The organism is Pseudomonas laurylsulfativorans (assembly GCF_002906155.1).
Lineage (GTDB): Bacteria > Pseudomonadota > Gammaproteobacteria > Pseudomonadales > Pseudomonadaceae > Aquipseudomonas > Aquipseudomonas laurylsulfativorans.
Genome location: NZ_MUJK01000011.1, coordinates 60427 through 86178, shown reverse-complemented (window position 1 = coordinate 86178; position 25752 = coordinate 60427). Strand labels below are relative to the sequence as shown.

The following is a 25752-nucleotide window of genomic DNA, read 5'->3' as shown; positions in this document are numbered from 1 at the left end:
TAAGCACTGACTATGACCCTTCCCGCTTCCGGCGCCTTGTTCACCCCCAGTTGGCACGCCGAACTGGAACTGGGCTACGCCCGATTCGACAACACCACTCGCCCGGTCCAGCGCCGTCACAAAGGTCCGTTGCGGGTGCAAAAGCACCTGTATGCAGAGGGGCCAGAGGTCTGCCAGCACATCATTGTCCACCCGCCCGGCGGGATTGCCGGCGGCGATCGGCTGGACATCTCGGCCAGCGTCGAGGGTAACGCCTGGGCGCAAATCACCAGCCCCGGCGCGGCCAAGTGGTATCGCGCCGCCGGCCCGGCCTATCAGCAGCTGAAGCTGAAAGTGGCGGCCGGTGCGACTCTGGAATGGCTGCCCCAGGAAACGATCATTTTCAGCGCTGCCCAGGCGCAACTCAGTACCTGCATCGACCTTGAGGGCGATGCACGGCTGTTCTACTGGGACGTCGTGGCCTTGGGCCGTCCGGCCAGCGGCGAACGCTTCGATCTTGGGCACTTCCAGGCACAGCTGGACATCCGCCGCGACGGCCAGTTGCTCTGGCATGAACGCCAGCGCATTGTCGGGGCGGACGGCTTGCTTGATTCGCCCATCGGGCTCGATGGGCAACCGGTGTTTGCGACGTTGCTGGTGACGGGTGAGATTGATAGCGAACGGCTGGAAACCTGCCGCTCGCTGCCCAACGACGTACGCGGGGATCTGACCCAGCTGCCGGGCTTGCTGGTTGCACGGTGCCTGGCCAGTGAAGCGCTGTTGGCGCGGGGGTGGCTTATCGATTTATGGAAGATACTGCGCCCGGTATTGCTTGGTCGCGAAGCGGTTCCACCCAGAATATGGAACACCTGAATCGCTTTTCTGTGGGAGCAGATCCCACACCTTTTAACTGCCGAATATGGATTGCCACAATGGACCTGACCCCACGCGAAAAAGACAAGCTGCTGATCTTCACCGCCGGCCTGGTGGCCGAGCGGCGTTTGGCTCGTGGCGTGAAACTCAACTACCCGGAGGCCATGGCCTACATCTCCGCGGCGCTGCTTGAGGGTGCCCGCGATGGCCAGACCGTGGCCGACCTGATGCACTTGGGTACAACCCTGCTGACCCGCGAACAAGTGATGGAAGGCATCCCGGAAATGATCCCGGAAATCCAGGTCGAGGCCACCTTCCCCGACGGCACCAAACTGGTCACCGTCCACCAACCCATCGCCTGAGGCCACGCAATGACTTACCCCATCCGCGATGCCGTGCATGCCGACCTGCCGGCCATCCGTGACATCTACAACGACGCGGTGCTCAACACCACGGCGATCTGGAATGAACAGGCGGTCGATCTCGGCAACCGCCAGGCCTGGTTCAGCGCCCGGCAGTCCCAGGCTTATCCGATTCTGGTGATCGTCGATGGCGACAACACGGTGCTCGGCTACGCCTCGTTCGGCGACTGGCGACCTTTCGACGGTTTCCGCCACACCGTCGAGCACTCGGTCTATGTGCGCAGCGACCAGCGTGGCAACGGTCTCGGCCCGCAACTGATGGAAGCGCTGATCGAACGCGCCAAAGGCTGCGGCAAGCACGTGATGGTAGCGGCCATCGAAAGCGGTAACACCGCCTCCATTTGCTTGCATGAGCGCATCGGCTTTATCACCACCGGGCAAATGCCGCAGGTCGGCACCAAGTTCGGCCGCTGGCTGGACCTGACTTTCATGCAATTGACCCTCGACCCCGGCGCGCAGCCACCGGGTATCAACCAGGAGTAATGCCCGATGAACGCCGCTCAACTGCGCCGCGTCAACGTTGAAAGCTTTGCGCATTATCGCCAGGGTCTGATCGACCTGCTGCTCGATGCCGTCGGTTATGGCGCCAGTGTCGGCTTCATGGCTGACCTTGATGCGACCCAGGCCCACGCCTATTTCGATGAGGTCCAGGACAACCTCAACAAGGGCAATGTATTGCTGTGGGTGGTGGTCAAGGACGAGCAGGTGCAGGCCAGCGTGCAACTGGGTCTGTGCCAGAAAGCCAACGGCCTGAACCGCGCCGAAGTGCAGAAATTGCTGGTGCGCGAACATTCGCGGCGTCGTGGTCTGGGCCAGCAACTGATGAGCGCTCTGGAGGCGGCCGCCCTGCAGCACAAGCGCGGCATGCTTTACCTCGACACCGAGGCCGGCTCGCCTGCCGAGAACTTCTACCAATCACTGGGCTACACCCGCGCCGGTGAAATCCCCGACTACGCCTGCGACCCGACCGGCCGCTACAAGCCGACCGCCCTGTACTACAAGATTCTCCAAGGAGCCCACTGATGATTCCAGGTGAGTACCAGATCGAACCTGGCGAAATCGAGCTCAACGTCGGCCGGCGCACCCTCAGCCTGAAGGTGGCCAACAGTGGCGACCGGCCGATCCAGGTCGGCTCGCACTATCACTTTTTCGAAACCAACGACGCCCTGACGTTCGACCGCGCCGCCAGTCGCGGCATGCGTTTGAACATCCCCGCAGGCACCGCCGTGCGCTTCGAACCGGGGCAGAGCCGCGAGGTGGAGTTGGTGGATCTGGCGGGGCATCGTCGGGTGTTTGGCTTTGCCGGCAGGATCATGGGTGAGCTCTGAGTAATGCGTCGTTTGCATTGGCCCCATCGCTGGCAAGCCAGCTCCCACGGGGGATTGCACTCCACCCCATTGTTGCCCGGAATGCGATTCCTTGTAGGAGCTGGCTTGCCAGCGATAGCGAGCGATGCGAGCGGTTTCAAATTCAATTGAATTCCAAGGCGAACGAATGAAGATTTCCCGTCAAGCCTACGCCGACATGTTCGGCCCCACCGTCGGTGACAAGGTGCGCCTGGCCGATACCGAGTTGTGGATCGAAGTGGAACAAGACTTCACCACCTACGGCGAAGAAGTGAAGTTCGGTGGCGGTAAAGTCATCCGTGACGGCCAGGGTCAGAGCCAGTTGTTGGCCGCCGAGGTGGTCGACACCCTGATCACCAACGCGCTGATCATCGATCACTGGGGCATCGTCAAGGCCGACGTCGGTCTCAAGGACGGGCGCATCGCCGCCATTGGCAAGGCCGGCAACCCGGACATCCAGCCCAACGTCACCATCGCCATCGGCGCCAGCACTGAAGTCATCGCCGGCGAAGGCATGATCCTCACCGCTGGCGGCATCGACACGCACATCCACTTCATCTGCCCGCAGCAGATCGAAGAGGCATTGATGAGCGGCGTCACCACCATGATCGGTGGCGGCACCGGGCCGGCCACCGGCACCAATGCCACGACCTGTACCTCCGGGCCGTGGCACCTGGCGCGCATGCTTCAGGCCGCCGACGCGTTCCCGATGAACATCGGCCTGACCGGCAAAGGTAACGCCAGCCTGCCGGAACCGCTGATCGAGCAGGTCAAGGCCGGCGCCATCGGCCTCAAGCTCCACGAAGACTGGGGCACCACCCCGGCGAGCATCGACAACTGCCTGAGCGTGGCCGACCAGTACGATGTGCAAGTGGCGATCCACACCGACACCCTCAACGAATCCGGTTTCGTCGAGACCACCCTCGCCGCCTTCAAGGGCCGCACCATTCACACCTATCACACCGAAGGGGCCGGTGGCGGTCACGCGCCGGACATCATCAAGGCCTGCGGTTTCGCCAACGTGCTGCCGAGTTCGACCAACCCCACGCGGCCGTTCACCCGCAACACGATCGACGAACACCTCGACATGCTGATGGTCTGCCACCACCTCGACCCGAGCATTGCCGAAGACGTGGCCTTCGCCGAGAGCCGCATCCGTCGCGAGACGATTGCCGCCGAAGACATCCTCCACGACCTCGGCGCGTTCTCGATGATCAGCTCCGACAGCCAGGCCATGGGCCGCGTCGGCGAAGTCATCACGCGCACCTGGCAGACCGCCGACAAGATGAAAAAACAGCGAGGGCCGCTGCCCGGCGATGGCACCGGCAACGACAACTTCCGCGCCAAACGCTACATCGCCAAGTACACCATCAACCCGGCGATTACCCACGGCATCAGCCATGAAGTGGGGTCAGTGGAAGTGGGCAAATGGGCGGATCTGGTGCTCTGGCGCCCGGCGTTTTTCGGCGTGAAACCGACGCTGATTCTCAAGGGCGGTGCCATTGCGGCCAGCCTGATGGGCGACGCCAACGCCTCGATCCCGACACCACAACCGGTGCACTACCGCCCCATGTTCGCCAGCTTCGGCGGCTCGCTGCACGCCACCAGCATGACCTTCATCAGTCAGGCGGCGCAGGATGCAGGCTTGCCGGAGGCGCTGGGTTTGAAGAAGAAAATTGCCGTGGCAAAAGGCTGCCGTGACGTGCAGAAAACCGACCTGATCCACAACGACTATCTGCCGAACATCGACGTCGATCCGCAGACCTATCAGGTCAAGGCCGACGGTGTGTTGCTGTGGTGTGAGCCCGCGCAAACCTTGCCGATGGCCCAGCGTTACTTCTTGTTCTGAAGCGGTTGTTGCGCCATACACAAAGGCCTCGCACGCAGTGTGTCGAGGCCTTTGCCTTGCTTGTGGTTATTGAGTGGATGAAATCCGCAGTCGGTCCAGGTCGGCCCGAACCATCGCTTCTCGGGTCAGCGTTTTCAGTTGATCCGTGATTTGCCGGTCGATGTCATTCAAAGCTTGAAAATACACCTCGTCCGTCATGATCTGGCCATCCGCGAAATCACTTTCGCTTTTTCCCGACTCGCTGCACAGCGCCTTGATTTCCGCTTCCAACGCAGCCTTTTCCCCGGCGGTAAGCCGCGTACCTTCGGCCCTGCGCTGCAACGCATCCTGCAAATCGGTGGTGGCATCGATCCGGCGTTTCAAGCCATTCAACTCCTCGCGATAAGTCGACTCCAGCCAGGTTTTCCAGAGCGGTTGCTCGAAGACCCGATCGATCAGCAGATCGCCCTCCTCCAACGCCTTGATCCGCTGGAACGCTGCCTCGATCATCTCTTTGCTGACCTCGGCGATGCCGCGGAACTGCATGCCCCTAGCCTGCCACGGCAAATCCAGGCGCTCCGCCAGATCGGTCATGTAGGCCAGGTGCACTTCCACTTCATCGACAGTGCCGGTCACTTCGCCATCGGCACCCGTGCGACGGAACTGTTCTCCTTTCGCCAAGCGCTCGGACACCCGCTGACGGGCGATGGCGCCGAGTTCATCGAGCCTGGATTTACCCAGGGCCAGCTCAAGCAATTGCGTTTCGATCAGGTCCGCGCGCACGAGGGCGTAGGCTTCGTGAACCATCACCTGCACGCCCATGGCATTGAACAGTTGCGTACCGCCATCCACGCATTCGGTGGGGGTTGCGGCTTCATTGAACAACTTGATGCGCAGTTCAGTGTCGCTGGCCATGGCCTCAAGCATGCGCCAGACCTTGGCCGTCAGTTCCGTCTGATAGGTATCGCCAGCCTTGAAGTCGGCGGATTGGGTGAGTTTGCGGACTTCGTTGAAAAACGGCACCGAATCGAATTCATCTTCGACGGCGTTCCAGACTTCCTGTTTTTCCTGCCATTGCCGCTCGGTCATGCCCGCCGCCCATTCCGAACTGTCGAGCACACCGAGGGGTGGATAAGGACGCTCCGGGTCCATACCGACCGACTCGATATAAGACTTCAGGATGTCGAGATTTTCCGACGATATCCAGCGCGGTTCCCGGCTGATCACCGTGCGTGCCAGTAACTCGGCGCGAAACGATCCGGGTGCGACTTGCGGTATCCGGCTGATCGGATTACGGCTCAGGTCAATGAAAATACTGCGTGGCCGAGATTGGGAAAACAACCCGACAGGCCAACTGTCCAGACCGGCGCCGCCCAGCACCAGCACCTGCAAATGTGGCATCCGGCTGACATCGGGAAGGCGCTTCAGCGGGTTGCCGCCCAGCGCCAACGACCTCAGGCGCGTCAGATTTTTCAGGCGATCCACCGCCAGTACATCCAGTTCAATGCGGTTGTCGTTGAGGAACAGGTCGGTGAGATGGCGCATGTCCTTCAACACCGGCGGAATAGCTGTAAGCAGATTGTCTTGCAGGTTGAGGTAGCGCACCTGATGGAACGCGTCGAGGAACGGCAGGTGCCCGGCACGCAACTGGCCACCGCGCAGGCTCAGCCTGGTGACATGGTCAAAATTGGCCTCCAACTTCGGCAGGGTTTCCAGCAGTCGACCCAGCTTGGGAATGTTGTCCAGACTCAAGGCCTGTGGCCGCACGACCCCGGTAGCCTCGATGCCCTCCGGCCCGGTGCGCTGCCAGCATTGTCGGAGCGCTTTGTAGAGGCGGTTGCGTGCATGCCACTCGGCCACCCCCGCCGGACTGAAACGAAAGGACTGCGTCGGTGAGTTCATCCAGCGATGCATGGCGTAGTTGAACTGGTTGAACTCGGCTTCCAGCGCAGCCAGTCGCTCATACACCGTGCCGCCACTCTGGTTGAGCTTCGTCAGCAGGTTTTCGACCTCCTGCGACGTGTATCCCGGATACAGCCCACGGACCCGCCGCCGCAGATTCATCCCGTGCGGCACTTGCTGCGCGTAACCCGGCATGCCGCCACGCAGGCGCATACTGGCCGGGTCGTATGCCGGTTTGATGTTCGGATTGTCCCGCAGCATCGGCTCAAATACGTCACGATCCAGCGGGCGAGCTTTTATCGCTTGCTCAAGACGCAGCGCCTCGTAGATCTCAAAACCCAGGGCTGTTCGCTGCGCGTCAGGCAAGGCATGCAGCACCGCCGCGTATAAATTGTCCGCACCGTGCAAATGCCGATCATTGTCGTCCCGCGCCTCGTATTGGCCGTCCTCACCCAGGATCAGCACTTTGCGGGTCTTCGCGTCGACGGGGCCGAGACTGTCGGTCAGTGCTCCGGCGAATGAATACTCACGGATCTCCAGGCGCAGATCTGCCGGCCAACCCGGTAGCGCCGCCAGCGAATGCAACTCCAGGCGCGCGGTATCGCGATTGTGCTGTCCTTCGAGGTACAGGCCTTCGTAAGCCCGCGTGACCCGCAGTTGTTCCGCTGCTTCCCGGGCTTGTTCAGCCAGCCTCAACGGCACACGTTTTTTTTCGTTCAAATGCTGCACATCCGAAGGATGCGCCTCACTCAGCAACGCCTGCGCCTGACTGGTCGAGATCTCTGCCCCGCTACCCTTGAGCATGTTCACCAATGGATCGTCCGACCGTGTCCGGCGTTTGTACAACCGGTCGAACAACTGACTTTTGCGCTGACGCGCCTGCGCCGCCCATTGTTCTCGCAGTGCCTGGGCACGTTTCGGTCCGTCACCGGAATACTGTTCTCCAAGCAGTTCGCGCAGCGCTTTTTCGTCAAGGAATCCGACCACCCGTTCAGGCAACTCACCCGCTCGCAGTTCAGACCAGCTCAACTGCAAGGTATGGGTCGCCGCCGCATCGGCGTAGCCTTCCTTGATTGATGCACCCGTCTGGCCTGGGCCCTGGAAAACTTCTATGGCCTTGTCGTCAGGCCAGCCGCGTAACTCGGTCATGAGCCGAAGCGAGTAATCAGCCCAATCGTCGCCGATCCGCTTGGCCAGAATCTGTTGCGCAGCGACTTCGGCATCGGCGTGGGCCTTGAAGCGCTTGAGGGTATCGGCCAATAACGCGGGTGGAGTTTCATGCTCGACATGCAGCCGGCGCAGGGTGTTTTCATGCACGCCGCTGGCAGTCAAAATCTGCTCCAGGGTCTCATCGGAAACCCCCTCTACCGCAGCCCCCAGGCGTTTGAGCACGACACGCCGATCCCATTCGAGCGGCTGATCGAGCTCGGTCTTCCAGGTGCCGGCGCCATTGTGTTCCATCAGCGGCTGATAAGCGTCAGCGCGGGTCGGGTGTTGCAAACGATGCTCGCCGGTGTCCGGGTCTTGCTTGACCCCATAGCACTTGCCATCGAGACGCAGCAGGTCCTGATCCTGATGTCGATACAACCCTTGATCACCAGCCTGCGCCGCTTCGGGCAACGCGATCGGTTGTTCATAAGGACCCAGGTCCGGGTTCCACAATCGCGTCTTGCCGCCAACCTCTACGGGCTTGAGGCCCTCGACAAATGACGAAACCTTGACGGGCGCGACACGGGCGCCAGGCAACACATGGCCGGCCCCCATCAGCGCCAATTGCGCGAAGTTGATCAAAACCCCGTTGAAGTAGGCAGAGGCTTCTTCTTTGTCACCCTTGTTCCAGTCCTCGATGCCTTCGGCCACGTCGGCAAGCATCTGCGCGACCATGATGCCGAGCATGGCCTCACCCAGGCCGGGAACCAGCATTGCGGCAAAATTGAACACGTCCCAGCCGATCGACAGGTAACCGGTCAGGCGCTTGAAGCGTGCGTTGGCATCCTCGTCGTCGGTCGGTACGGCAATCAGCCGGGCATCGGCGATGGCCTTGTCACGCCGCTCCAGAAACAGCGTGGTCCACAGATCATCCGCGATCTGGTTAGTGACCGGTTCCGCATCGGGATTTTCGACCGCCGTTTCACGCCACCACGGGCCCATGTCCAGCGGTTCGCGCTCATGCCAGGTGTAGGTCGTGAGACGCTCTTTGACCCGGGCAAAAAACAGCCCTTTGTCCTTATGCGCCACAAAGCGGCTGAAAAAGGATTGGTAATCGGTACGTCTCAACTGACCCAGGAGCGCCTTCATGAACGCGGTCAGCGAGGGATACTCCTTCACAGGATGGTCCGGATCATCCGGGACATAGGCGATCAATGGGCCGGTTAATCGGCTCTGTTGATAGGTATCTTCGCGGCGCAACAGCTCATCGCTCAAACCCTGCGGACCATTGGCAAAAAACGCCTGCAACAGTTTGAACCGGTCATATTCCTGCCCGGGCAGAACCGGAATACGGCGCGACCAATCGATCCAGAACCTCAATAGGGCCGGCGTCAAACCATCGATTTGGTTTTTTACTTGCGCCGGTTCAATGACCGCGCTGAACAACACGATGCCGGTCAATCGAAAACCCATCAGCGACAACCGATGACAATGCAGCGGCTGCTCGTACAGCGTGATGTTTGCCTGCCCCTCACGCACCTGGCCCAGTTTGCCGTAGGCATGGTCACTGATATCGCCCTTCAAGCGAGCAACCAGTGCGGCCACATGAAAGGCTGCCTTATCACTGACCACCGAATCCTGTTGCAAGGTTCGCTGTGCTTGCGGGGTGTCGGGCAACAAGACGGACTTGATGTGTCGTTGGTATTGCCCGCCAATGTCGAGGCTTCGGCACATGGCTGCAAACGCCGGGAGGGTGATGGCCGGTTCAAGGCTGAGACTGCCCCGACTGTCGTTGCGGTAAATACCGGAACTGTTGCGAAACGCACCTTCGACGGTTTCAGCTTCCTCGAAGTTGTGCAGCGCCGCCTCCACCAAAGTGGACTGTCGGACGCGGCTGGCGCCGGTGTCGATGCCGAAGATGATCGTGCTGGGTACTTCGAGCTGTACCGTGAGTTCACTGACGCGCTCGACCGAGTTGAAGGTCGCCTGCAACCTCTCACTGACCAGCGGTTCGGCGAAGGCCTGGATGTCGTTTTGCAAGTTGCCCAGGGTCTTGTCCAGTACGCCTTGTAAACGCCAGCGCTCATCGATCAGTTGCTTCAGGTATTGGTGGTCAATGGCCCGCGCGCCGCTGTACCACTCGGGTATCGCCGGATTCAGGGTTTCGAGGGATTTGAGCCTTGCAAGCGGGGCATTTTTTATGGTGCCCGGTATCGCGTCGAACACACGGTGATAATGCACACCCTTGTGTTCGCCGCCCGCGGTTTCAATCGTTTGCTGTGAATGGCTTCCATGCAATTGAGACACTGTTTCATCACCTTGATGACTGGTTAGGAACCCACAGCTTCAACAACCTTCCCTCCTAAAAAAAGTCCAAAAAACGGTTGGACCAACCCTGGAAAATGGCCTGCATCGTTCAAAAATCAAAGAGCATTCAACACATAAGTACCACCGTAGAAGCGTTGGTTTATGCCACGGCATGAGCGGTGGTGTTTTTTCCGGCAAAGGGACTACTATTCGATTCGCTGCCCCCGAATCATGCCCAGGTAACCGCCATGCGTCTTTCCGAATTCATCGTGTTGCACGTTGATCGCATCGTCGATGAGTGGGAGCAGTTTGCCAAAACCATCACCCCGGCCGCCGAGAGCATGGACAGCGTCGCCTTGCGCGACCATGCCCGGTCGATCCTGCTGGCCGCGGCGCGGGACATGTGCAAACCCCAGACACCCTCCGAACAAGCGGCCAAGGCTCGCGGCGAAGGGCCGGAGAAAACCCCGAGCCTGGACGAGGCCGGTGCCAGCCATGGCGAATTGCGTCATGCCGTGGGCTTTGACCTGGTGCAGATGACCAGTGAATTCCGCCATTTGCGCGCTTGTGTCATCCGCCTGTGGGTCAACAGCCTGCAATCGCCTGACCTGGCCTACTTCCAGGACATGATCCGCTTCAACGAAGCCATCGACGAAGCCCTCGCCGAATCCACCGCCACCTACGCCGAAGGGGTCAACCGCTCGCGGGACATCTTTCTGGCGATCCTCGGTCATGATCTGCGTGCGCCGTTGCAAGCGGTGAGCATGTCCACCGAACTGCTGCTGCGCAAAGCCGCCCTCGAAGGCGATGTGCTCAAGTGCGCGATCAACATCCAGCGCAGTACCGGGCACCTGGCGGTGATGGTCGGGGATTTGCTGGAACTGGTGCGCAGCCGCCTGGGCAAGCACCTGCCGATCGAACCGGCGCCCATGGACATGGCCGACGCGGCAGGGGAAGCGATTGCCCGGGCCTGCGCCGGTCAACCGGAATGCGATCCGACCCTGGATGTACAGGGTGATACCCGCGGCACCTGGGACCCGCGTCGGCTTGATCAGATGCTGCAAAACCTGATCGGCAATGCCTTGCAGCACGGTTCAAGCAAACGTGAAGTGAAGCTGTGCCTCAAGGGCGAAACCGACAGCATTCGACTGACCGTGCACAACGATGGCGCCCCGATCCCCACCGATGCGATCCCGACCATTTTCGACCCGCTGGTGCGCAGTGCCAGCGAAGCACTCGGTGAGCCCACTACCAGCCTTGGCTTGGGGCTGTTTATCGTCAAGGAAGTGGTCGACGCCCATCAGGGGACGATTGAAGTCAGTTCCAGTGAGATGGATGGCACGACGTTTACCGTGGTGTTGCCCAGGAAGGTGATACGTCTGTAGGAGCCGGCTTGCCGGCGATGGTGCCCGCAAGACCGCTATCGCCGGCAAGCCGGCTCCTACAACTCATTCAACCAACAACCGCCCCAATCGCTGCTTGAGCATGCGGTTCTCGGCCCGCAGTTGCTGGACTTCTTCAAGCAGGTCCAGCGCCAGGGCGACGCCTTCCCACTCCAGGTCAAGATCGCGCCGCAGCTTGGCGGCACGCTTGGCCAGGGTCAGCTCGTAATCATTGAAACGCCAGTCCTTGGGCTGAGTGCCCTGAGGTTCGAGGATGCCGTGTTCGACGATTTCGATCACGTAGACGTCCGACAGCTCGGTCGCCTCACAGAATTCTGCCATGTCCAGTTGAACGATCAGGGGACTGCTCATAGTCAGTGACTCCTTGGTTCTATGGGATCAAAAATGCTCACGCGGGTCGAAAGCGGCTTTTTTCGCCAGTTCCTGCCACAGGGCCTTGATGTCATCGTCCGACTTCTTCGGCATCACGGCTTTCAGTTGCACAAACAGGTAACCGCGCTCACCGGCCTTGTTCATCAGGCCATGGCCCTTGGCGCGCATGCGCTGGCCGTTCTGGCTGCCGGCCGGCACCTTGAGGTTGATCTTGCCCGTCAGGGTCGGCACGGCGACTTCGGCACCCAGCGCCAGCTCCCACGGTGCCAATGGCAAGGTGATGATCAGGTTCTCGCCTTCGACGTCGAATTTCGGGTGCGGCGCGAAACGGATTGTCAGGTACAGGTCGCCATTGGCGCCGCCACCCACACCCGGAGCGCCCTGACCCTTGAGGCGAATGCGCTCGCCGTCGGTCACGCCGGCGGGGATCTTCACGTTCAGGCTTTTGCTGGTGTTGCTCACATGCTGGCCGGCCGCGTTGTACTGCGGCACCTGGAAGGTGACCTTCTTCGACTCGGTCGACAGTGTTTCTTCGAGGAAAACCCCAAGTTCCATTTCCACGTCTTGCCCTCGACGTCCGGTGCTGCGACGCGACTCTCCTCCACCACCAAAGCCTGGCCCACGGTTGCCGAAGATCGAACTGAAAAAGTCCGAGAAATCGCCCGTGTCCTGGCCGCCGCCACCGAAACCACCACGGCTCTGCCATCCCGGTGGTCCCTGGAACGGCTGGCCATGCTGGCCATAGCGGCGCAAATCATCGTATTCGGCGCGTTTGTCGGCGCTTTTCAGCGCTTCATAGGCTTCCGAGGCGTCCTTGAACTTGGACTCGGCATCCTTTTCCTTGCTGACGTCGGGGTGGTACTTGCGCGCCAGCTTGCGATAGGCGGCCTTGATCGCCTTATCGTCTGCGGTCGGCTCCACACCGAGAATCTTGTAATAGTCTTTGAAGTCCATCGCGGGAATCACCATCCGTTATCAAATCGCGCCACAGGCCACAGCATGCGCTTGTTTTCAGCCATTGGTCTGACCGATCTCAAGTTTGTGACCGAGTGACGCAGCAGAAGTTTATCGGCAGCAGGCGGGGCTTCTTGCGAGCACTCCCGCGGCTGTCCGGTTGATGCAGGGTAGTTTGGGGAGGATGTCCCATCTTTCAAGGCATTGTTTGCAAGAATTAGCAGATAACCGGCCTTCGAATCTGGCGCGCACTGACATACACTGCGCGGCCGTTTTTTAACCGGAACCTGAAAGACATGAACAACGCATCTCCAGCCCGTGCCGTGGGTATCGACTTTGGCACGTCCAACTCCACCGTCGGCTGGCTGCGCCCCGGCATGGAAACGCTGATCGCGCTGGAGGACGACAAGATCACCCTGCCGTCGGTGGTCTTCTTCAACATCGAAGAACGCCGCCCGGTGTACGGCCGCCTGGCGCTGCACGAATACCTGGAAGGCTACGAAGGCCGCCTGATGCGCTCGCTCAAGAGCCTGCTGGGCTCCAAGCTGATCAAGCACGACACCAGCGTCCTGGGCACGGCAATGCCGTTCAAGGACCTGCTCGGGCTGTTCATTGGTCAGCTCAAGAGCCGCGCCGAAGCTGCCGCCGGTCGGGAATTCGAAGAAGTGGTACTGGGCCGTCCGGTGTTCTTTGTCGATGACGATCCGATGGCCGACAAGGAAGCCGAAGACACCCTGGTCGACGTGGCCCGCAAGATCGGCTTCAAGGAAGTCTCGTTCCAGTTCGAACCGATCGCCGCGGCATTCGACTACGAGTCGACCATCGAGAAAGAAGAGTTGGTGCTGATCGTCGACATCGGCGGTGGTACGTCCGACTTCTCCCTGGTGCGCCTGTCGCCAGAGCGTCGCGGCCTGGATAACCGCCAGGACGACATCCTCGCCACCGGCGGCGTGCACATCGGCGGGACCGACTTCGACAAACAGTTGAGCCTGCAAGGCCTGATGCCCCTGTTCGGCTACGGCAGCCGGATGAAGAGCGGCGCCTACATGCCCACCAGCCACCACATGAACCTGGCGACCTGGCACACCATCAACTCGGTGTACTCGCAGAAGTCCCAGCTGGCCTTGGGCAGCATGCGCTACGACATCGAGGACACTGGCGGCATCGATCGCCTGTTCAAGCTGATCGAGCAACGCGCCGGGCACTGGCTGGCCATGGAAGTGGAAGAAACCAAGATCCAGCTGACCCACGCCGACAACCGCCACGTGCCGCTGGACCGCATTGAAGCGGGCCTGAGCGTGGACTTGAGCCGGGCACTGTTCGAGTCGGCCATCGACAATCTGCTGGAGCGGGTGCGCAACAGCGTCACTCAACTGCTGGCAGATGCCGACGTGCGGGTCGATCAAGTGGATACGGTGTTCTTCACCGGCGGTTCGAGCGGTATCCCGGCACTGCGCAACAGTGTGTCGGCGATGTTGCCGAATGCACGGCATGTGGAAGGGAACATCTTTGGCAGCATCGGTAGCGGTCTGGCGATTGAAGCAGCCAAGCGTTACGGTTCGATGGACTGATCCGGTTTCTGCGGTGTCCCCCATCGCTGGCAAGCCAGCTCCTACAGAAATTGTGTCGCTCTTGTAGGAGCTGGCTTGCCAGCGATAGAGTCAGATCAGGCAATACATCTTTCGGATCAAACCATCCCCACCTGCTTCAACTCACTCTTCAAATACGCGTAGTAAATCGGCCCCGCCACCACCCCCGGCAGGCCGAACGCGGCCTCGAACACCAGCATCGCCAACAGCAACTCCCACGACTTGGCACTGATCTGCCCGCCGACGATGCGCGCGTTGAGGAAGTATTCGAGCTTGTGGATAACGATCAGGTAACCCAGCGCCGCCAAGGCCACCCAGATCGACAGCGACAGGCCGACGATGGTGATCAGGGTGTTCGACATCAGGTTACCGATCACCGGCAACAGGCCGAGCAGGAACGTGAGCACGATCAGGGTCTTGGTCAGTGGCAGCTTGATGCCGAACATCGGCAGCACCACGGCCAGGAAAATCCCGGTGAAGAAGGTGTTGAGCAGGGAAATCTTGATCTGGGCAAACACGATGTTGCGAAACGCCTGGACCAACAGGTGCAGGCGATCGAACAATGCGGCGGCCAATGGCTTGCGCTTGGTCAGGTCCGGTACGCGCTGCAAGGCGATGATCGCGCCCAGCACCATACCGATCAGCAACGTCACGAACATGTGCGCTGCGTCCTTGCCGACCAGTTGCAAATCGCTGAGGTGCTTGCTGACCCATTCGCCAATCGCCACGCGAAACTCGGCGGCACTGGCCGGTAGATAGGCGTCGATGAACGGCGGCAGTTGCCCGCGTGCGCGGTCGACCACCCCCATGAACTTGTCGAGGGAAGCGCCGGGGTTTTCCGCTTCGTGCAGCAGGAAGCTGATGGCGCCGGCAAAGATCAGCGACAGTACGCTGACAATCAGAGTCCCCAGCAACGCCACCGCCAGCCAGCGCGCACGTCGGCCTTCGATCAGTCGTTGCAGTTGCGGGGTGAGCATGTTGACCAGCTCGAACACCAGCAACCCGGCAAGCAGGCTGGGCAGCAACCGTAGCGGCAGGACCAGCAGCAGCCCGCCAAAAATGATGACCCAGCTGATGACCAGCAAGACTTGACGCTGAGAAAACGTTGGCATACAGCCTCAAAAACGAACGGCGTAAAAAGGATTGGCAGTCTGCCAGCGATCCGGTGCGAGCACTAGGGATTGTGTGGGGCGACCTGCAGGAGCTGGCTTGTCGGGTCGCCGCATCGCAGCGATGGGCTCACCACGGTGACCTGGTACTGCGCGTCATCTTCATCGCCAGCAAGCCGGCTCCTACAAGTGCACATTATTTTTTCTTCAGGCAATCACTCATGAACGCCTTGCGCTCGTCACCCTTGAGGGCTTTGGTGGCGGCGTCCGCGTTGCAGGTTTTCATTTTCTCTTGCTGTGGCGTCAGGGCCTTGCCGGCATCGTTTGCCGCCGGAGTAGCCTTCAGGCACGTGCTCATGAAAGCTTTGCGCTCGTCGCCCTTGAGGCTCTTGGCCGTGGCGTCGGCATTGCAAGTAGTCATCTTTTCCTGTTGGGCTGTGGCGGCGAAGCCCTGGGAGCAGAGCAGCAAACCGATCATCAACAAAGGGACACGCACATTCTTCATGGAGTTTTCTCCTGCTCGCCACACCGAGGGGCGCGGCCTCGTACTGGAGTGTAGACAACCCTTGTTACACCTTCCTGTTCTCCAGATGGCTGCGCCGGTACTGCTCCGGTGTACACCCGGCCTGACGCTGGAACATCGCGATAAACGCCGAGCCGGTGCTGTAGCCCATGTCGAAGGCGATCTCTTGAATGCTGCGCTGACTATCCAGCGCTTCGATCGCCGCCAGAAAACGCAGGCGCTGGCGCCACTCGCCGAAACTCATGCCCAGTTCCCGCACGAACTGTCGCGCCAGGGTGCGCTCGCTGACGTGGATGCGTGCGGCCCATTCCGACAGCGGCCGGTTATCCCCCGGCTCGGCCTGCAACGCTTCCAGTATCCCCAGCAACCCTGTGCTGCTGGCGTAGGGCAAATAACATTCATGCACTGGCGCCCGTTGCAACTGGTCCACCAATACCTGGGCCAGACGCTGGTCGGCGGACTGCTCGGGGATTTTCACGTCCCGGGCGGCGAAGTCCTTGAGGATTGCCTTGAGGATGTCGCTGATGGCCAGGGTGCAGGCTCGCGACGGCAGATCGGCACAGACCTTGGGTGCCAGGCACACCGCGCGGTAGTTGACCGGTTGGTGGCTGTAGAAACTGTGCTCGATCTGCGGCGGTACCCACACCGCGTATTGCGGGGGCGACATGAAACGGCTGCCCTCGACGTCCATGTGCAGCACGCCGTGGGCTGCGTATTCCAGAGTCCCCCAGGGATGCCGGTGGGGTGCGGCATATTCGTGGGCGTCAAAATCGGCGTAGCGGAAGTACACCGCCGACGGCAGTTCGCTGAAATCCAGCAGGTCGATGTGTTTACTGCTCATGCTGTCCGTCATCAGGGGCCGGTTGTCTGGTTTGAAGTATAGGCTTGCATCCAGACAAGCGGATAATTGCCCCTCATTAACGTTCTGGTTTTTCCCGATGCAATACGCTTATCCCCTGCTGGCCATTTTTATCTGGGCCGGCAACACCGTGATCACCAAAATGTCGGCCGGGGCGATCTTCCCCGCCGAGATCGGTTTCTACCGCTGGCTGCTGGCCGGGTTGCTGTTCACACCCTTCATGCTCAAACCGGTGCTCGCCCATTGGCCGCTGATCCGCCCGAAACTGGGCAAAATCTTTGTCCTCGGCGTACTGGGCATGGCTGTTTATCAAAGCCTGGCGTACTTCGCCGCGAGCCTGACCTCGGCCACCAACATGGGCATCATCCTGTCACTGATGCCACTGATGTCGCTCGCCATGGCGATCATCAGCCTCGGCCAGCGCCTGACCATGGGTGCCCTGGCCGGTGCGGTGCTGTCATTCACCGGCGTCTTGGTGGTGGTGTCGTCCGGCAGCCTTGGCGCGTTGCTCGAACATGGGGTCAACCTGGGGGACGCGATGATGCTGATCGCCACCCTGGCCTACGCGGTCTACAGCACCTTGTTGAAAAAATGGCAGCTGAAACTGCCGCCTCTGGTGCTCCTGTATTTGCAGGTGCTGGTGGCCGTGGTGGTGCTGTTCCCGCTGTTCCTCGCCTCACCGAAAGTCGGCCCGACCCTGCAGAACATTCCGTTGGTGCTGTACGCCTGCCTGCTGGCTTCGATGGTTGCGCCGCTGGCGTGGATGCAGGCCGTGGTGCGTTTGGGGCCGAGCCGGACCACGCAGTTTTTCAATTTGCTGCCGTTGATTACCGCATTGATCGCGGCGGTGGTGCTGCATGAGCAGTTGGCGATGTATCACCTGGTGGGCGGGGTGTTGACCTTGGGTGGGGTGATCGTTTCCGAGCGTTGGACGACGGTGTTGGGGCGTAAGGTCAGTGTTGTCTGATCCGGCGCCTTCGCGAGCAGGCTCGCTCCCACAGTGATCGGTGTAGCCCAGGCGAACTCGGTCTAATGTGGGAGCGAGCCTGCTCGCGAAGAACGATAACGCAATCTAGACGCCTGCCGCCGCCAACCGCGCCGCATGCTCGACAAACAACCGGATCGGCTCGGCCCCCTTGCCCACCAGCCCCAGCGATTGGTTGACGATATCGAAGTGATCCAGCGGGTACTCATCGCCAATCACCGTCCCCAGGTGCGAGCTGTAGCGCCCGACCATGCCGTCGCAATGCCCGGTTTCGCGGACGAAGGTTTTGGCGAATAACCGGCAACTGCGGTTGGTGCCATCCAGCAGATTGCGCCCGCGATCGGTAATGCCCGGTTGCAAGGTGCCGGACCAGGAGTAATAGCGCACGCCATTGACCTCTTCCGGCCCGTGACCGCCCCAGGTTTCAGGCAAGCCCTGTGGATAACGCTGGTTGAACAGCGCGACGCCAGCGGTGGTAAGGGAGTGGTGTGACGCATGGATATCCACCGGCAGCTTCGGCCCGCGGTAACCGGTATCCAGCCACCCCATCAGCGCGCCGACCATCCGCAGCAAAAATCTCAGCAGACGACAACGCACGCTGTCATGGGGAAAATGCTCATGCAGGTAATCGGCGAGCTCCGAGCCGTGATTCGGCCCCGCTACCGAAGTGACCGAGGCGATCAGGTCCGGACGCTTGGCCGCCGCATAACGGGCGGTCAGCGAGCCCTGGCTATGGCCGATCAGATTGACCTTGTCGGCCCCGGTTTCCCGCAGGATTTCGTCGATACGCGCCAGCAGTTGCTCGCCACGCACCTCGTTCGAGTTAAGCGGCGAGACCTGTACGGCGAACACCACCGCACCGCCGCGGCGCAACGCCTCGACGATTCCGTACCAGTACGGGTAAAGCACCAGGCGGATGAACCCGAGCATTCCCGGGACCAACACCAGCGGATAGCGCGGGGCAGAACCTTGCGACATGGGCGGACATCCTTGTGGTCGGGCGGTGACGCAAGGCGGGATGCAAGACATCCGCCAAGCTACGCCTACGAAGATGACAACTCGACGACAAGTCTATGTCATCCGCCCTACTTCAAACCCGGCGGCGACCAGCAGAAACAGCCAGGCCATCTAGAACTCCCTGGCCAGCGCCAGCAAGCGCTGCTCGGCCTCGGCGGAGGATATTTCAAAGGTGCGCTCAGCGGACTCTTCGCCCTCGGCAGCCACCACGGTGACGTCCGTGATACCGATGAACCCGAGCACCGTGCGCAGTAGCTTGTCGGCATGGTTCATGGCTTCCAGCTCGCCTCCCGGACCAAAACCAAAGCCGCCACGGCTGGTGATGATCAGGGCTTTTTTGCCTTGCACCAACGGCTGGTACTGGGCCACTCCATTGTCCAGGGTGTGATCGAAGGTCACCCCGATCCGCACGATCTGATCGATCCAGGCCTTGAGGCCACTCGGTACGCTGAAGTTGTGCATCGGCGTGGAAATCAGCAACACATCGTGGTCGAGCAGTTCGCCGACCAACTCGTCGCTGAGGGCCAAGTCAGCCTGCATCGACAATGGCCGAGCGTCGGGCTCGGGGTAAAACGCGGCGGCCACGAAGGCCTCGTTGACCGGCGGTATCAGCGCCCGCCCGACTTCGCGTCGGGTCAACTGTGAGTGTGGATGACGGGCCTGCCAGGCCGTCAGAAACACTTCGGCCAAACGGCGCGAGTGCGAGCGATCACCACGGGGGCTGGCATGAACGGCAAGAATTTTACTCATCTGAATCTCCTCAGGGACTAAACTCAAACGGCTTGGGGCTTGCAGCTTGAGGCTCGCAGCCGTATCCCTTCAAATGAGCAAAAATCAGTCAGGATGAATCTATTTCACCTGTGGAGTTTTCAATGTTCGCCTCGCTGCCGTTGACCGCCCTGCGTGCCTTCGAATCCGCCTCGCGCCTGTTGAGCTTCAAGGCCGCCGCCGAAGAACTGTCGGTCACCCCGACGGCGGTGTCCCACCAGATCCGCTCTCTGGAGAGCTGGCTCGGCGTACCGTTGTTCGAGCGCTTGCCACGCCAGGTGCGCCTGACTGAATGCGGCGAACGGCTGTTCCAGAGCTTGCACGGGGCTTTTCTGGAAGTGGCGCAAAGTGTCGATACCCTGCGCCCGCAACGCAGCAGCGCCAACCTGACGGTCTCCACCACCGCGGCCTTCGCCGCGCTGTGGCTGGTGCCACGGCTGGGACGTTTCTACGCCCGGCACCCGAACATCAACGTGCGCCTCGACACCCACTGCGAAGTCATCGATCTGCATCAGGACGCCAGTGTCGATCTGGTGCTGCGCTACAGCCTCGACGATTACCCCAACCTGTACGGCCAGTGCCTGTTCGATGAGTCGTTCGGTGTCTACGGCTCCCCCGAACAAGTGGCCCTGGCGTCGAGTCGCATACCTGCGCTGATCAGCGTGCGCTGGCACAACTCCAAGCTCTATGCCCACGGCTGGGAGGCCTGGTGCGCGCGGTCCGGCGAAACCTGGCTAGGTGGCCGGCCCGCCGTGCGCGAATACGACGAAGAGCATTACGCGCTGCAAGCGGCGATTGCCGGGCAAGGCCTGGTGTTGGCAAGCAACATCCTGGTGTCGGAAAGCGTGGCCAGTGGACTGTTGTTGCCATACCGCGGGGACATCCAGGTCGATGGCGCCGGTTACAGCGCACTGTGTGTGCCGGGGCGCGAACGGCATCCACCGGTTCGTGCGTTTTTTGCCTGGCTACACGAAGAGGCATTGGCGTCGGGGCATGCTCTGCCGTGAGAATTGTTGCGGCCGTCAGACCGCCTTCGCGAGCTCGCTCCCACATTAGTCCCGCATGCACAGATCCCCTGTGGGAGCGAGCCTGCTCGCGATGAGGCCCCTGCAGACGCCCGATTATCTGGCTGGCTTGACGGTGACAGGCGCCTTGCCCGACTTCATCTGCTCCAGCAACGGCGCGCATTGATTCGGCTCGCCACCACTCGGTGCCACCAGCGCCAGCAGTCCTGCCGCCGGTGCGGCGATCACGCCCAGCGCCACCATACCGGCCCCGCGCAACATCAACGGCACGGCCTTGACCCCGGCATCGGGCTTGATGAACTTGCCGCGCACATACAGCGGCGAGCGCAACGAGATCAGGCGCCAACCCTTGGATTGCGGAGTGATGGTCAGGTCCAGTTGTTCGGTCGCCATGTTCGCGGTGCCGTCGATGTAGACGACGGCGTTCTCGGTGTCGAACACAAACAGGCGGCTACTGGCCAGGCCAGACTGGATACCGAAGTCGGCGGCCGCGCAGTTGATCTTCACTTCCTTGTCGCCAAAGATCTTGCCGACCACGTAGTTGCCGACGTTCAGGCCCGCCAACTCCATCAATTCACGGCTGATGGCGCCATCGTTGATGAGCATTTTCAGATTGCCATTGGCGCTGCCCAGCAACTTGGCCACCGAATTGCCGCGCCCGCTGATATCAGCATCGCCGTTGAGTTCGCCAAAACTGGTTTTCATCGGTTCAAAGCCGGGGAACAACTGCTTGAGCTTGAAGCCCCGCGCCGTGAGTCTGGCCTTGCCTTCCAGGGGATCGGTATGGCCGTTCAGGCGAATCTGCGCATCCAGCTTGCCGCCGGCCACGCCGAAACGCAGCGGTTCGAGACTGAGCACGCCATCGGTGAGCACCAGATGGGTATAGAGGTCGTTGAACGGCAGCTTTTCGCTGTGCACGATACGCTTGCCGGTGAACTCGACATCGGCGTCCATATCGCGCCAGCGATCGGTCTTGAACTCTTCGACCGGCAGCACTTTATCGGCCGGTTGTTTGCTGTCACCGCCACGGACCTTCTGTTTGGCGTTGGAGTCGGCACCAATCAGCGGCGCCAGATCGGCGAACAGCAATTGATTGGACAGCAATGAGCCACTGAGTTTTGGCCGTGGCTGGCTGGCGACATAGGTCAGATTGCCATGGATATCGCTCTCGCCGATCTTGCCGTTGAATTCCTCATAGCGGAACACCGCGCCACCGGCCTCATGCAGCTTGGCAATCAGATGGCCGTCGGTGGCATAGGGGGGTGTGTCCGGCAGGATTACGCCGGTCAGCGGGTAGAGGTTGCCCAGGCTGGTGCCGGCCAGTTTCAGGCGCAGGTCCAGGGCGCCGAGATTCAGCGGATCGGTCAGGGTGCCAGCCAGTTCGACGCTGGAATCGGCGATTTTCACCTGTGCCTGAAGCGGAAACGGCCGCGCCGCGTCCTGCAGCGCCAACAGCCCGCCAATCTTGCCCTGGCCCGTGAGTTTCTGGCCGCGGTACTGGCCGTTGACCTTGAGGGCGAATGCATAATCCTGGGGCGAGGCGCCCTTTTCCTGCGCGGCTTTCGCCGCTTTGTCACCGACGATATCGCTGAACGGAACCGGTTTGCCCAACGGATCGATCAGCACGTCGAGTTGAGTCTTCAGGCTCTGATCGTCAAGGGTGACATGACCCTTGTCGAAGCCTATCGCACCGATATCCACCACCCAGCTCGAAGGCTCGGCGTTCGGGTCCTTTGGGTCGAATGTGAAGGTCCAGTTGGCGCGCCCGTCAGCCAGCCGTTGCAGCTCGGCATTCGGTTCGGTGAGATCGATACGCGGGATCACCACCCGCTGCGCCAGCAACGCCAAGGGTGAAATACGCAGTTCCACCCGCTTGAGGGTGACCATCTGCGGTTGCTTCGACCAGTCGGGATTGCCCAGGCTCAAGTCCTCGGCCACCACGTGGGGCCACGGCACCCAGGCGCGCCAGCCGCTTTCATCGGGCTCGGGGCGCCAGACCATCGACAGATTGCCGTTGATGGCAAAAGCGCGGTGCAGTTCTTCGGAAACTTTGGCGTTGAGCGGCGGTTTGATCCGGTTCCAGTCGAAGAACACGATGATCAGCACCAGCACCACCAGCAAGGTTAGAAAAGTGGAAAGGGTCCAGACAAACGTCTTTTGAATGCGCGTCATTGCACAGGGCTCCTGATACGACTGAGCGCCCCGACTGCGACGCACATGTGAAACGGTGAGCCGGAAGCGGCTCGCCATGAAGTCTACGACTGATAAAAACCCGGCAGGTTTAATCGATAGACCGATTTCGCCGAATTCAATCAGTCCAATACTGACCTATCAGTCATTCAGCGTTACCGCCCCTCGCACATTTACACGTCACGAGTGAGTCGAAAATACCCAAACCAGTGCAAGACAACTCACCGGAAACGCCCGACCTAGAGCCACCGCAGCAAACAATCAATTCCGTTGATTATTACCATTGCGTTTATGAACTTTTATATCGACTTATCGAGAGTAGCATTGCCCTCGTACCCACTTTTTCGCACCCCCGAGGAGCAAAACAATCATGAAACGCCAACTACTGCTTAGCCTTACCCTCTCAATGCTGGCCAGCACTGCTTTTGCACTGCCTGCCGCTGATCAAGCGACACCTCAAGTGAAAGACAGCCGCTCGGTGTTCAGCCAAACCGTCGCCGCCGATGGCTCCGACCGCACGCCTCAAGGCCAGACCCTGGCCGAAGGTGGTAATGATCGTCTGAAAGAAAAAGGCCTGATCACTCAGGATGGCTCGGATCGCACTCCACAGGGTCAAACCCTGGCTGCTGACGGTTCCGACCGCACCCCACAAGGCCAGACCCTGGCTGCTGACGGCTCGGATCGCACTCCACAAGGCCAGACCCTGGCTGCTGACGGTTCCGATCGCACTCCACAAGGCCAGACCCTGGCTGCTGACGGCTCGGATCGCACCCCACAAGGCCAGACCCTGGCTGCTGACGGTTCCGATCGCACCCCACAAGGTCAAACCCTCGCTGAAGGCGGTGGTGACCGTGTGATCGAACGCAACAGCACCCTGAGCTAAGCCCCATGGCCGCCCTGAAAAAAGCCCAATCCCCGGATTGGGCTTTTGACTTTTCAGCGGTCCGCATCGATAGATGCCGCACCTCCCCCGCTTGATCCCCCTACAGTCGTTCGACGCCAGCAAAGCCGATTTGCTAGAGTGCGCCGCGTCCCCGTCCAGAAAACACCCTTGCGATGCTGCCCCGCGCCGAACAGAAACAACAGACCCGTAACGCCCTGATGGACGCTGCCCGGCGCTTGATGGACGGCGGCCGAGGATTCGGCAGCCTGAGCCTGCGTGAAGTCGCGAAAACCGCTGGCATCGTTCCGACCGGTTTCTATCGTCATTTTGCCGATATGGATGAACTGGGCCTGGTGCTGGTCAGCGAAGTCGGCCAGACATTCCGCGAAACCATTCGCCTGGTGCGGCACAACGAATTCGTGATGGGCGGCATCATCGATGCCTCGGTGCGGATCTTTCTCGACGTGGTCAGCGCCAACCGTTCGCAGTTCCTGTTTCTCGCCCGCGAGCAATACGGTGGTTCGCTGCCGGTGCGCCAGGCCATCGGCCGTTTGCGTGAAAACATCAGTTCGGACCTGGCGGCGGATTTGTCACTGATGCCGAAACTGCAACACCTGAACATCGCCGACCTGAGCGTCATGGCGGACCTGATCGTCAAAAGCGTGTTCGCCACCCTGCCGGACATCATCGATCCGCCAGCCGAGGCCTTGCCCGAACACCTGACGCCCCAGGCGAAAATCACCCAGCAGCTGCGGTTTATCTTTATCGGCCTCAAGCATTGGCAAGGGCTTGGAAGTACTGAGTAACCTCCTGAGCAAGCAATTCCCCCTGTGGGAGCGAGCTTGCTCGCGATAGCGGTGTGTCTGATACATACATATTGCATGTACTGCCGTCATCGCGAGCAGGCTCGCTCCCACACCGACTCGCATCGCCTCAACTTGGTGCGCACATCAAAAACAACGCACCAACTTCAACCAAAAAACTCACGTCATCGATACCAGCCCCACCTCTCCTTCAGCCATTTCCTACGCATCATGTCGATTGGCAAGCCCCTTGCTCTAGCCTGAGCATTGTCCATAGCTGGAAGCCTTCCGATGCTGGTGATTCATCGCAGAATCGACCCTCAACCCGTTTGGGCCGCCGAACTGCACCTGACGTTCGAAGCCCGCAGCAAAAGCCGTTTGCGCTGTTTCAGTGCCGAGGGCGAAGACGTCGGGTTGTTTTTGGAGCGCGGCCAGCCGCCGTTGCATGACGGCGAATGCCTGCAAGCCGAAGACGGGCGGATCGTGCGTGTCTGCGCCCGCCCCGAACAATTGCTGCACGTCACCTGCGCCAATGCCTTCGAACTGACCCGCGCGGCCTATCACCTGGGCAACCGCCATGTTGCCCTGCAAGTCGGCAACGGCTGGTTACGCCTGCTTGACGACTACGTGCTCAAGGCCATGCTCGAACAACTCGGCGCACAGGCCGAGAACATCGAAGCACCGTTCCAGCCGGAACATGGCGCCTACGGCGGTGGCCATCATCATTCGCGGCACGGCGATGAAGACTTCAACTACGCGCCGAAACTGCATCAGTTCGGCGTACGCCCATGAACCCGGCCTGGGCACTGTTGCGCCTGGCCAGTCCGCAATTGCCGATTGGCGGCTACAGCTACTCCCAGGGTCTGGAATGGGCTGTGGATAACGGCCGCGTAAACGATCCCGAGAGCGCCCGGCGCTGGATCGGCGATCAATTGCTGTTGAATCTGGCGCGCTTCGAAGCCCCCTTGCTGCTCGCTCATTGCCTGGCCGCCAGCGAGGACAACTGGGCCGAGTTGCTACAACGCTGCGAGGAACACCGCGCCAGCCGCGAAACCCGCGAGTTGCATCAGGAGAGCCGGCAGATGGGCTACTCGTTGCAACAATTGCTCAACGGCTTACCGGAACTCGACGCTGCGGCTCGCGCATTTCTCGAACAACGCACCGAGCCCCACTTGGCCCTTGGCTGGGCGTTGGCTGCACGCGCCTGGCAGATCAGCCCGCAAGACGCCCTGGCCGCGTGGCTGTGGAGCTGGCTGGAAAACCAGTTGGCGGTGCTGATGAAAACCTTGCCATTGGGTCAGCAAGCCGCCCAGCGCCTGACCAGCGAATTGCTGCCATTGCTTCAACAAGCTCAACACCACGCCACTCAAATCGATCCCGACCATTACGGCAGCGCCGCTTTTGGCCTGTCCCTGGCGTGTATGGCCCACGAGCGCCAATACAGCCGTCTGTTCCGTTCCTAGGGC

23 protein-coding genes are annotated in these 25752 nt (G+C 60.7%); 14 read left to right on the top strand and 9 right to left on the bottom strand.

Annotated features, from left to right (window positions below; all coding sequences use genetic code 11):
• Nucleotides 1-12: 12 nt before the first annotated feature.
• The 6 genes from B0D71_RS25415 (at nucleotide 13) to ureC (ending at nucleotide 4469) form a co-directional block, all read left to right on the top strand.
• Nucleotides 13-852, top strand: a complete 840-nt coding sequence (locus tag B0D71_RS25415; protein WP_103397161.1) for an urease accessory protein UreD — start codon at nucleotides 13-15, stop codon at nucleotides 850-852.
• Nucleotides 853-911: 59 nt separating this feature from the next.
• On the top strand, nucleotides 912-1214 hold the full coding sequence (locus B0D71_RS25410) for an urease subunit gamma (protein WP_007999380.1): 303 nt from the start codon (nucleotides 912-914) through the stop codon (nucleotides 1212-1214).
• 9 nt (nucleotides 1215-1223) lie between these two features.
• On the top strand, nucleotides 1224-1757 hold the full coding sequence (locus B0D71_RS25405; protein WP_103397160.1) for a GNAT family N-acetyltransferase: 534 nt from the start codon (nucleotides 1224-1226) through the stop codon (nucleotides 1755-1757).
• A gap of 6 nt (nucleotides 1758-1763) precedes the next feature.
• Entirely contained in the window at nucleotides 1764-2297 is a 534-nt protein-coding gene (locus B0D71_RS25400) for a GNAT family N-acetyltransferase (RefSeq protein WP_103397159.1), read from the top strand.
• Nucleotides 2297-2602, top strand: coding sequence for an urease subunit beta (locus tag B0D71_RS25395; protein ID WP_103397158.1), 306 nt, complete (start codon nucleotides 2297-2299; stop codon nucleotides 2600-2602). The genes B0D71_RS25400 and B0D71_RS25395 overlap by 1 nt, the downstream gene beginning before the upstream one ends.
• A gap of 166 nt (nucleotides 2603-2768) precedes the next feature.
• Nucleotides 2769-4469 (top strand): urease subunit alpha, encoded by a 1701-nt coding sequence (gene ureC, locus B0D71_RS25390; RefSeq protein WP_103397157.1) that lies wholly within the window; start codon nucleotides 2769-2771, stop codon nucleotides 4467-4469.
• 66 nt (nucleotides 4470-4535) lie between these two features.
• Here ureC and B0D71_RS25385 read toward each other — a convergent pair whose 3' ends face one another.
• Entirely contained in the window at nucleotides 4536-9806 is a 5271-nt protein-coding gene (locus B0D71_RS25385) for a dermonecrotic toxin domain-containing protein (protein ID WP_103397156.1), read from the bottom strand.
• Between the two features lie 248 nt (nucleotides 9807-10054).
• On the opposite strand from B0D71_RS25385, the gene B0D71_RS25380 reads away from it, so the two are divergent.
• On the top strand, nucleotides 10055-11191 hold the full coding sequence (locus tag B0D71_RS25380) for a sensor histidine kinase (protein ID WP_103397155.1): 1137 nt from the start codon (nucleotides 10055-10057) through the stop codon (nucleotides 11189-11191).
• 63 nt (nucleotides 11192-11254) lie between these two features.
• Here the strand turns inward: B0D71_RS25380 and B0D71_RS25375 are convergent, their stop codons facing one another.
• Complete coding sequence (locus tag B0D71_RS25375) at nucleotides 11255-11560, bottom strand: chaperone modulator CbpM (RefSeq protein WP_103397154.1); 306 nt, start codon at nucleotides 11558-11560, stop codon at nucleotides 11255-11257.
• A 27-nt stretch (nucleotides 11561-11587) separates the two neighbouring features.
• Nucleotides 11588-12535: a DnaJ C-terminal domain-containing protein gene (locus B0D71_RS25370; RefSeq protein ID WP_103397153.1), complete on the bottom strand. Its 948-nt coding sequence runs from the start codon at nucleotides 12533-12535 to the stop codon at nucleotides 11588-11590.
• Between the two features lie 296 nt (nucleotides 12536-12831).
• Here B0D71_RS25370 and B0D71_RS25365 point away from each other — a divergent pair, with 296 nt between their 5' ends.
• Entirely contained in the window at nucleotides 12832-14106 is a 1275-nt protein-coding gene (locus B0D71_RS25365) for an Hsp70 family protein (protein WP_103397152.1), read from the top strand.
• Nucleotides 14107-14222: 116 nt separating this feature from the next.
• Here the strand turns inward: B0D71_RS25365 and B0D71_RS25360 are convergent, their stop codons facing one another.
• The 3 genes from B0D71_RS25360 to B0D71_RS25350 form a co-directional block, all read right to left on the bottom strand.
• Nucleotides 14223-15236: an AI-2E family transporter gene (locus B0D71_RS25360; RefSeq protein WP_103397151.1), complete on the bottom strand. Its 1014-nt coding sequence runs from the start codon at nucleotides 15234-15236 to the stop codon at nucleotides 14223-14225.
• A 193-nt stretch (nucleotides 15237-15429) separates the two neighbouring features.
• Nucleotides 15430-15738, bottom strand: coding sequence for a PsiF family protein (locus tag B0D71_RS25355; protein WP_103397150.1), 309 nt, complete (start codon nucleotides 15736-15738; stop codon nucleotides 15430-15432).
• A gap of 64 nt (nucleotides 15739-15802) precedes the next feature.
• Complete coding sequence (locus tag B0D71_RS25350; protein WP_103397149.1) at nucleotides 15803-16597, bottom strand: AraC family transcriptional regulator; 795 nt, start codon at nucleotides 16595-16597, stop codon at nucleotides 15803-15805.
• Nucleotides 16598-16694: 97 nt separating this feature from the next.
• Between B0D71_RS25350 and B0D71_RS25345 the strand changes: the two genes are divergently transcribed.
• A complete protein-coding gene (locus B0D71_RS25345) occupies nucleotides 16695-17582 on the top strand; it encodes a DMT family transporter (protein WP_103397148.1) in 888 nt (295 codons plus the stop codon).
• Between the two features lie 105 nt (nucleotides 17583-17687).
• On the opposite strand, the gene B0D71_RS25340 is transcribed toward B0D71_RS25345, so the two are convergent.
• Together B0D71_RS25340 and B0D71_RS25335 are read right to left on the bottom strand one after the other, a co-directional pair.
• Entirely contained in the window at nucleotides 17688-18578 is an 891-nt protein-coding gene (locus B0D71_RS25340; protein ID WP_103397147.1) for an esterase/lipase family protein, read from the bottom strand.
• A 150-nt stretch (nucleotides 18579-18728) separates the two neighbouring features.
• Nucleotides 18729-19367 (bottom strand): FMN-dependent NADH-azoreductase, encoded by a 639-nt coding sequence (locus tag B0D71_RS25335; RefSeq protein WP_103397146.1) that lies wholly within the window; start codon nucleotides 19365-19367, stop codon nucleotides 18729-18731.
• 110 nt (nucleotides 19368-19477) lie between these two features.
• On the opposite strand from B0D71_RS25335, the gene B0D71_RS25330 reads away from it, so the two are divergent.
• Nucleotides 19478-20392 carry a LysR substrate-binding domain-containing protein gene (locus B0D71_RS25330; protein ID WP_165798748.1) on the top strand — a complete coding sequence of 305 codons (915 nt, stop codon included), beginning with the start codon at nucleotides 19478-19480 and terminating at the stop codon, nucleotides 20390-20392.
• Nucleotides 20393-20506: 114 nt separating this feature from the next.
• Here B0D71_RS25330 and B0D71_RS25325 read toward each other — a convergent pair whose 3' ends face one another.
• Nucleotides 20507-22660: an AsmA family protein gene (locus B0D71_RS25325; protein ID WP_420825149.1), complete on the bottom strand. Its 2154-nt coding sequence runs from the start codon at nucleotides 22658-22660 to the stop codon at nucleotides 20507-20509.
• Nucleotides 22661-22970: 310 nt separating this feature from the next.
• On the opposite strand from B0D71_RS25325, the gene B0D71_RS25320 reads away from it, so the two are divergent.
• From B0D71_RS25320 to B0D71_RS25305, 4 genes are all read left to right on the top strand, one after another.
• On the top strand, nucleotides 22971-23483 hold the full coding sequence (locus B0D71_RS25320) for a hypothetical protein (protein WP_103397143.1): 513 nt from the start codon (nucleotides 22971-22973) through the stop codon (nucleotides 23481-23483).
• Nucleotides 23484-23656: 173 nt separating this feature from the next.
• Entirely contained in the window at nucleotides 23657-24289 is a 633-nt protein-coding gene (locus B0D71_RS25315) for a TetR family transcriptional regulator (protein WP_103397142.1), read from the top strand.
• 288 nt (nucleotides 24290-24577) lie between these two features.
• Nucleotides 24578-25078, top strand: a complete 501-nt coding sequence (gene ureE / locus B0D71_RS25310) for an urease accessory protein UreE (protein ID WP_103397141.1) — start codon at nucleotides 24578-24580, stop codon at nucleotides 25076-25078.
• The gene (locus B0D71_RS25305; RefSeq protein ID WP_103397140.1) at nucleotides 25075-25749 is read left to right on the top strand and encodes an urease accessory protein UreF; all 675 of its coding nucleotides are present in this window, start codon (nucleotides 25075-25077) and stop codon (nucleotides 25747-25749) included. The genes ureE and B0D71_RS25305 overlap by 4 nt, the downstream gene beginning before the upstream one ends.
• Nucleotides 25750-25752: the final 3 nt, after the last annotated feature.

Excerpts from the sequence above, each read along its gene's own strand:
- B0D71_RS25415 (WP_103397161.1), top strand. The coding sequence starts at position 13 with ATGACCCTTCCCGCTTCCGGCGCCTTGTTCACCCCCAGTTGGCACGCC.
- B0D71_RS25410 (WP_007999380.1), top strand. The coding sequence starts at position 912 with ATGGACCTGACCCCACGCGAAAAAGACAAGCTGCTGATCTTCACCGCC.
- B0D71_RS25405 (WP_103397160.1), top strand. The coding sequence starts at position 1,224 with ATGACTTACCCCATCCGCGATGCCGTGCATGCCGACCTGCCGGCCATC.
- B0D71_RS25400 (WP_103397159.1), top strand. The coding sequence starts at position 1,764 with ATGAACGCCGCTCAACTGCGCCGCGTCAACGTTGAAAGCTTTGCGCAT.
- B0D71_RS25395 (WP_103397158.1), top strand. The coding sequence starts at position 2,297 with ATGATTCCAGGTGAGTACCAGATCGAACCTGGCGAAATCGAGCTCAAC.
- ureC (WP_103397157.1), top strand. The coding sequence starts at position 2,769 with ATGAAGATTTCCCGTCAAGCCTACGCCGACATGTTCGGCCCCACCGTC.
- B0D71_RS25380 (WP_103397155.1), top strand. The coding sequence starts at position 10,055 with ATGCGTCTTTCCGAATTCATCGTGTTGCACGTTGATCGCATCGTCGAT.
- B0D71_RS25375 (WP_103397154.1), bottom strand. The coding sequence starts at position 11,560 with ATGAGCAGTCCCCTGATCGTTCAACTGGACATGGCAGAATTCTGTGAG.
- B0D71_RS25370 (WP_103397153.1), bottom strand. The coding sequence starts at position 12,535 with ATGGACTTCAAAGACTATTACAAGATTCTCGGTGTGGAGCCGACCGCA.
- B0D71_RS25365 (WP_103397152.1), top strand. The coding sequence starts at position 12,832 with ATGAACAACGCATCTCCAGCCCGTGCCGTGGGTATCGACTTTGGCACG.
- B0D71_RS25360 (WP_103397151.1), bottom strand. The coding sequence starts at position 15,236 with ATGCCAACGTTTTCTCAGCGTCAAGTCTTGCTGGTCATCAGCTGGGTC.
- B0D71_RS25355 (WP_103397150.1), bottom strand. The coding sequence starts at position 15,738 with ATGAAGAATGTGCGTGTCCCTTTGTTGATGATCGGTTTGCTGCTCTGC.
- B0D71_RS25350 (WP_103397149.1), bottom strand. The coding sequence starts at position 16,597 with ATGAGCAGTAAACACATCGACCTGCTGGATTTCAGCGAACTGCCGTCG.
- B0D71_RS25345 (WP_103397148.1), top strand. The coding sequence starts at position 16,695 with ATGCAATACGCTTATCCCCTGCTGGCCATTTTTATCTGGGCCGGCAAC.
- B0D71_RS25340 (WP_103397147.1), bottom strand. The coding sequence starts at position 18,578 with ATGTCGCAAGGTTCTGCCCCGCGCTATCCGCTGGTGTTGGTCCCGGGA.
- B0D71_RS25335 (WP_103397146.1), bottom strand. The coding sequence starts at position 19,367 with ATGAGTAAAATTCTTGCCGTTCATGCCAGCCCCCGTGGTGATCGCTCG.
- B0D71_RS25325 (WP_420825149.1), bottom strand. The coding sequence starts at position 22,660 with ATGGCGAGCCGCTTCCGGCTCACCGTTTCACATGTGCGTCGCAGTCGG.
- B0D71_RS25320 (WP_103397143.1), top strand. The coding sequence starts at position 22,971 with ATGAAACGCCAACTACTGCTTAGCCTTACCCTCTCAATGCTGGCCAGC.
- B0D71_RS25315 (WP_103397142.1), top strand. The coding sequence starts at position 23,657 with ATGCTGCCCCGCGCCGAACAGAAACAACAGACCCGTAACGCCCTGATG.
- ureE (WP_103397141.1), top strand. The coding sequence starts at position 24,578 with ATGCTGGTGATTCATCGCAGAATCGACCCTCAACCCGTTTGGGCCGCC.
- B0D71_RS25305 (WP_103397140.1), top strand. The coding sequence starts at position 25,075 with ATGAACCCGGCCTGGGCACTGTTGCGCCTGGCCAGTCCGCAATTGCCG.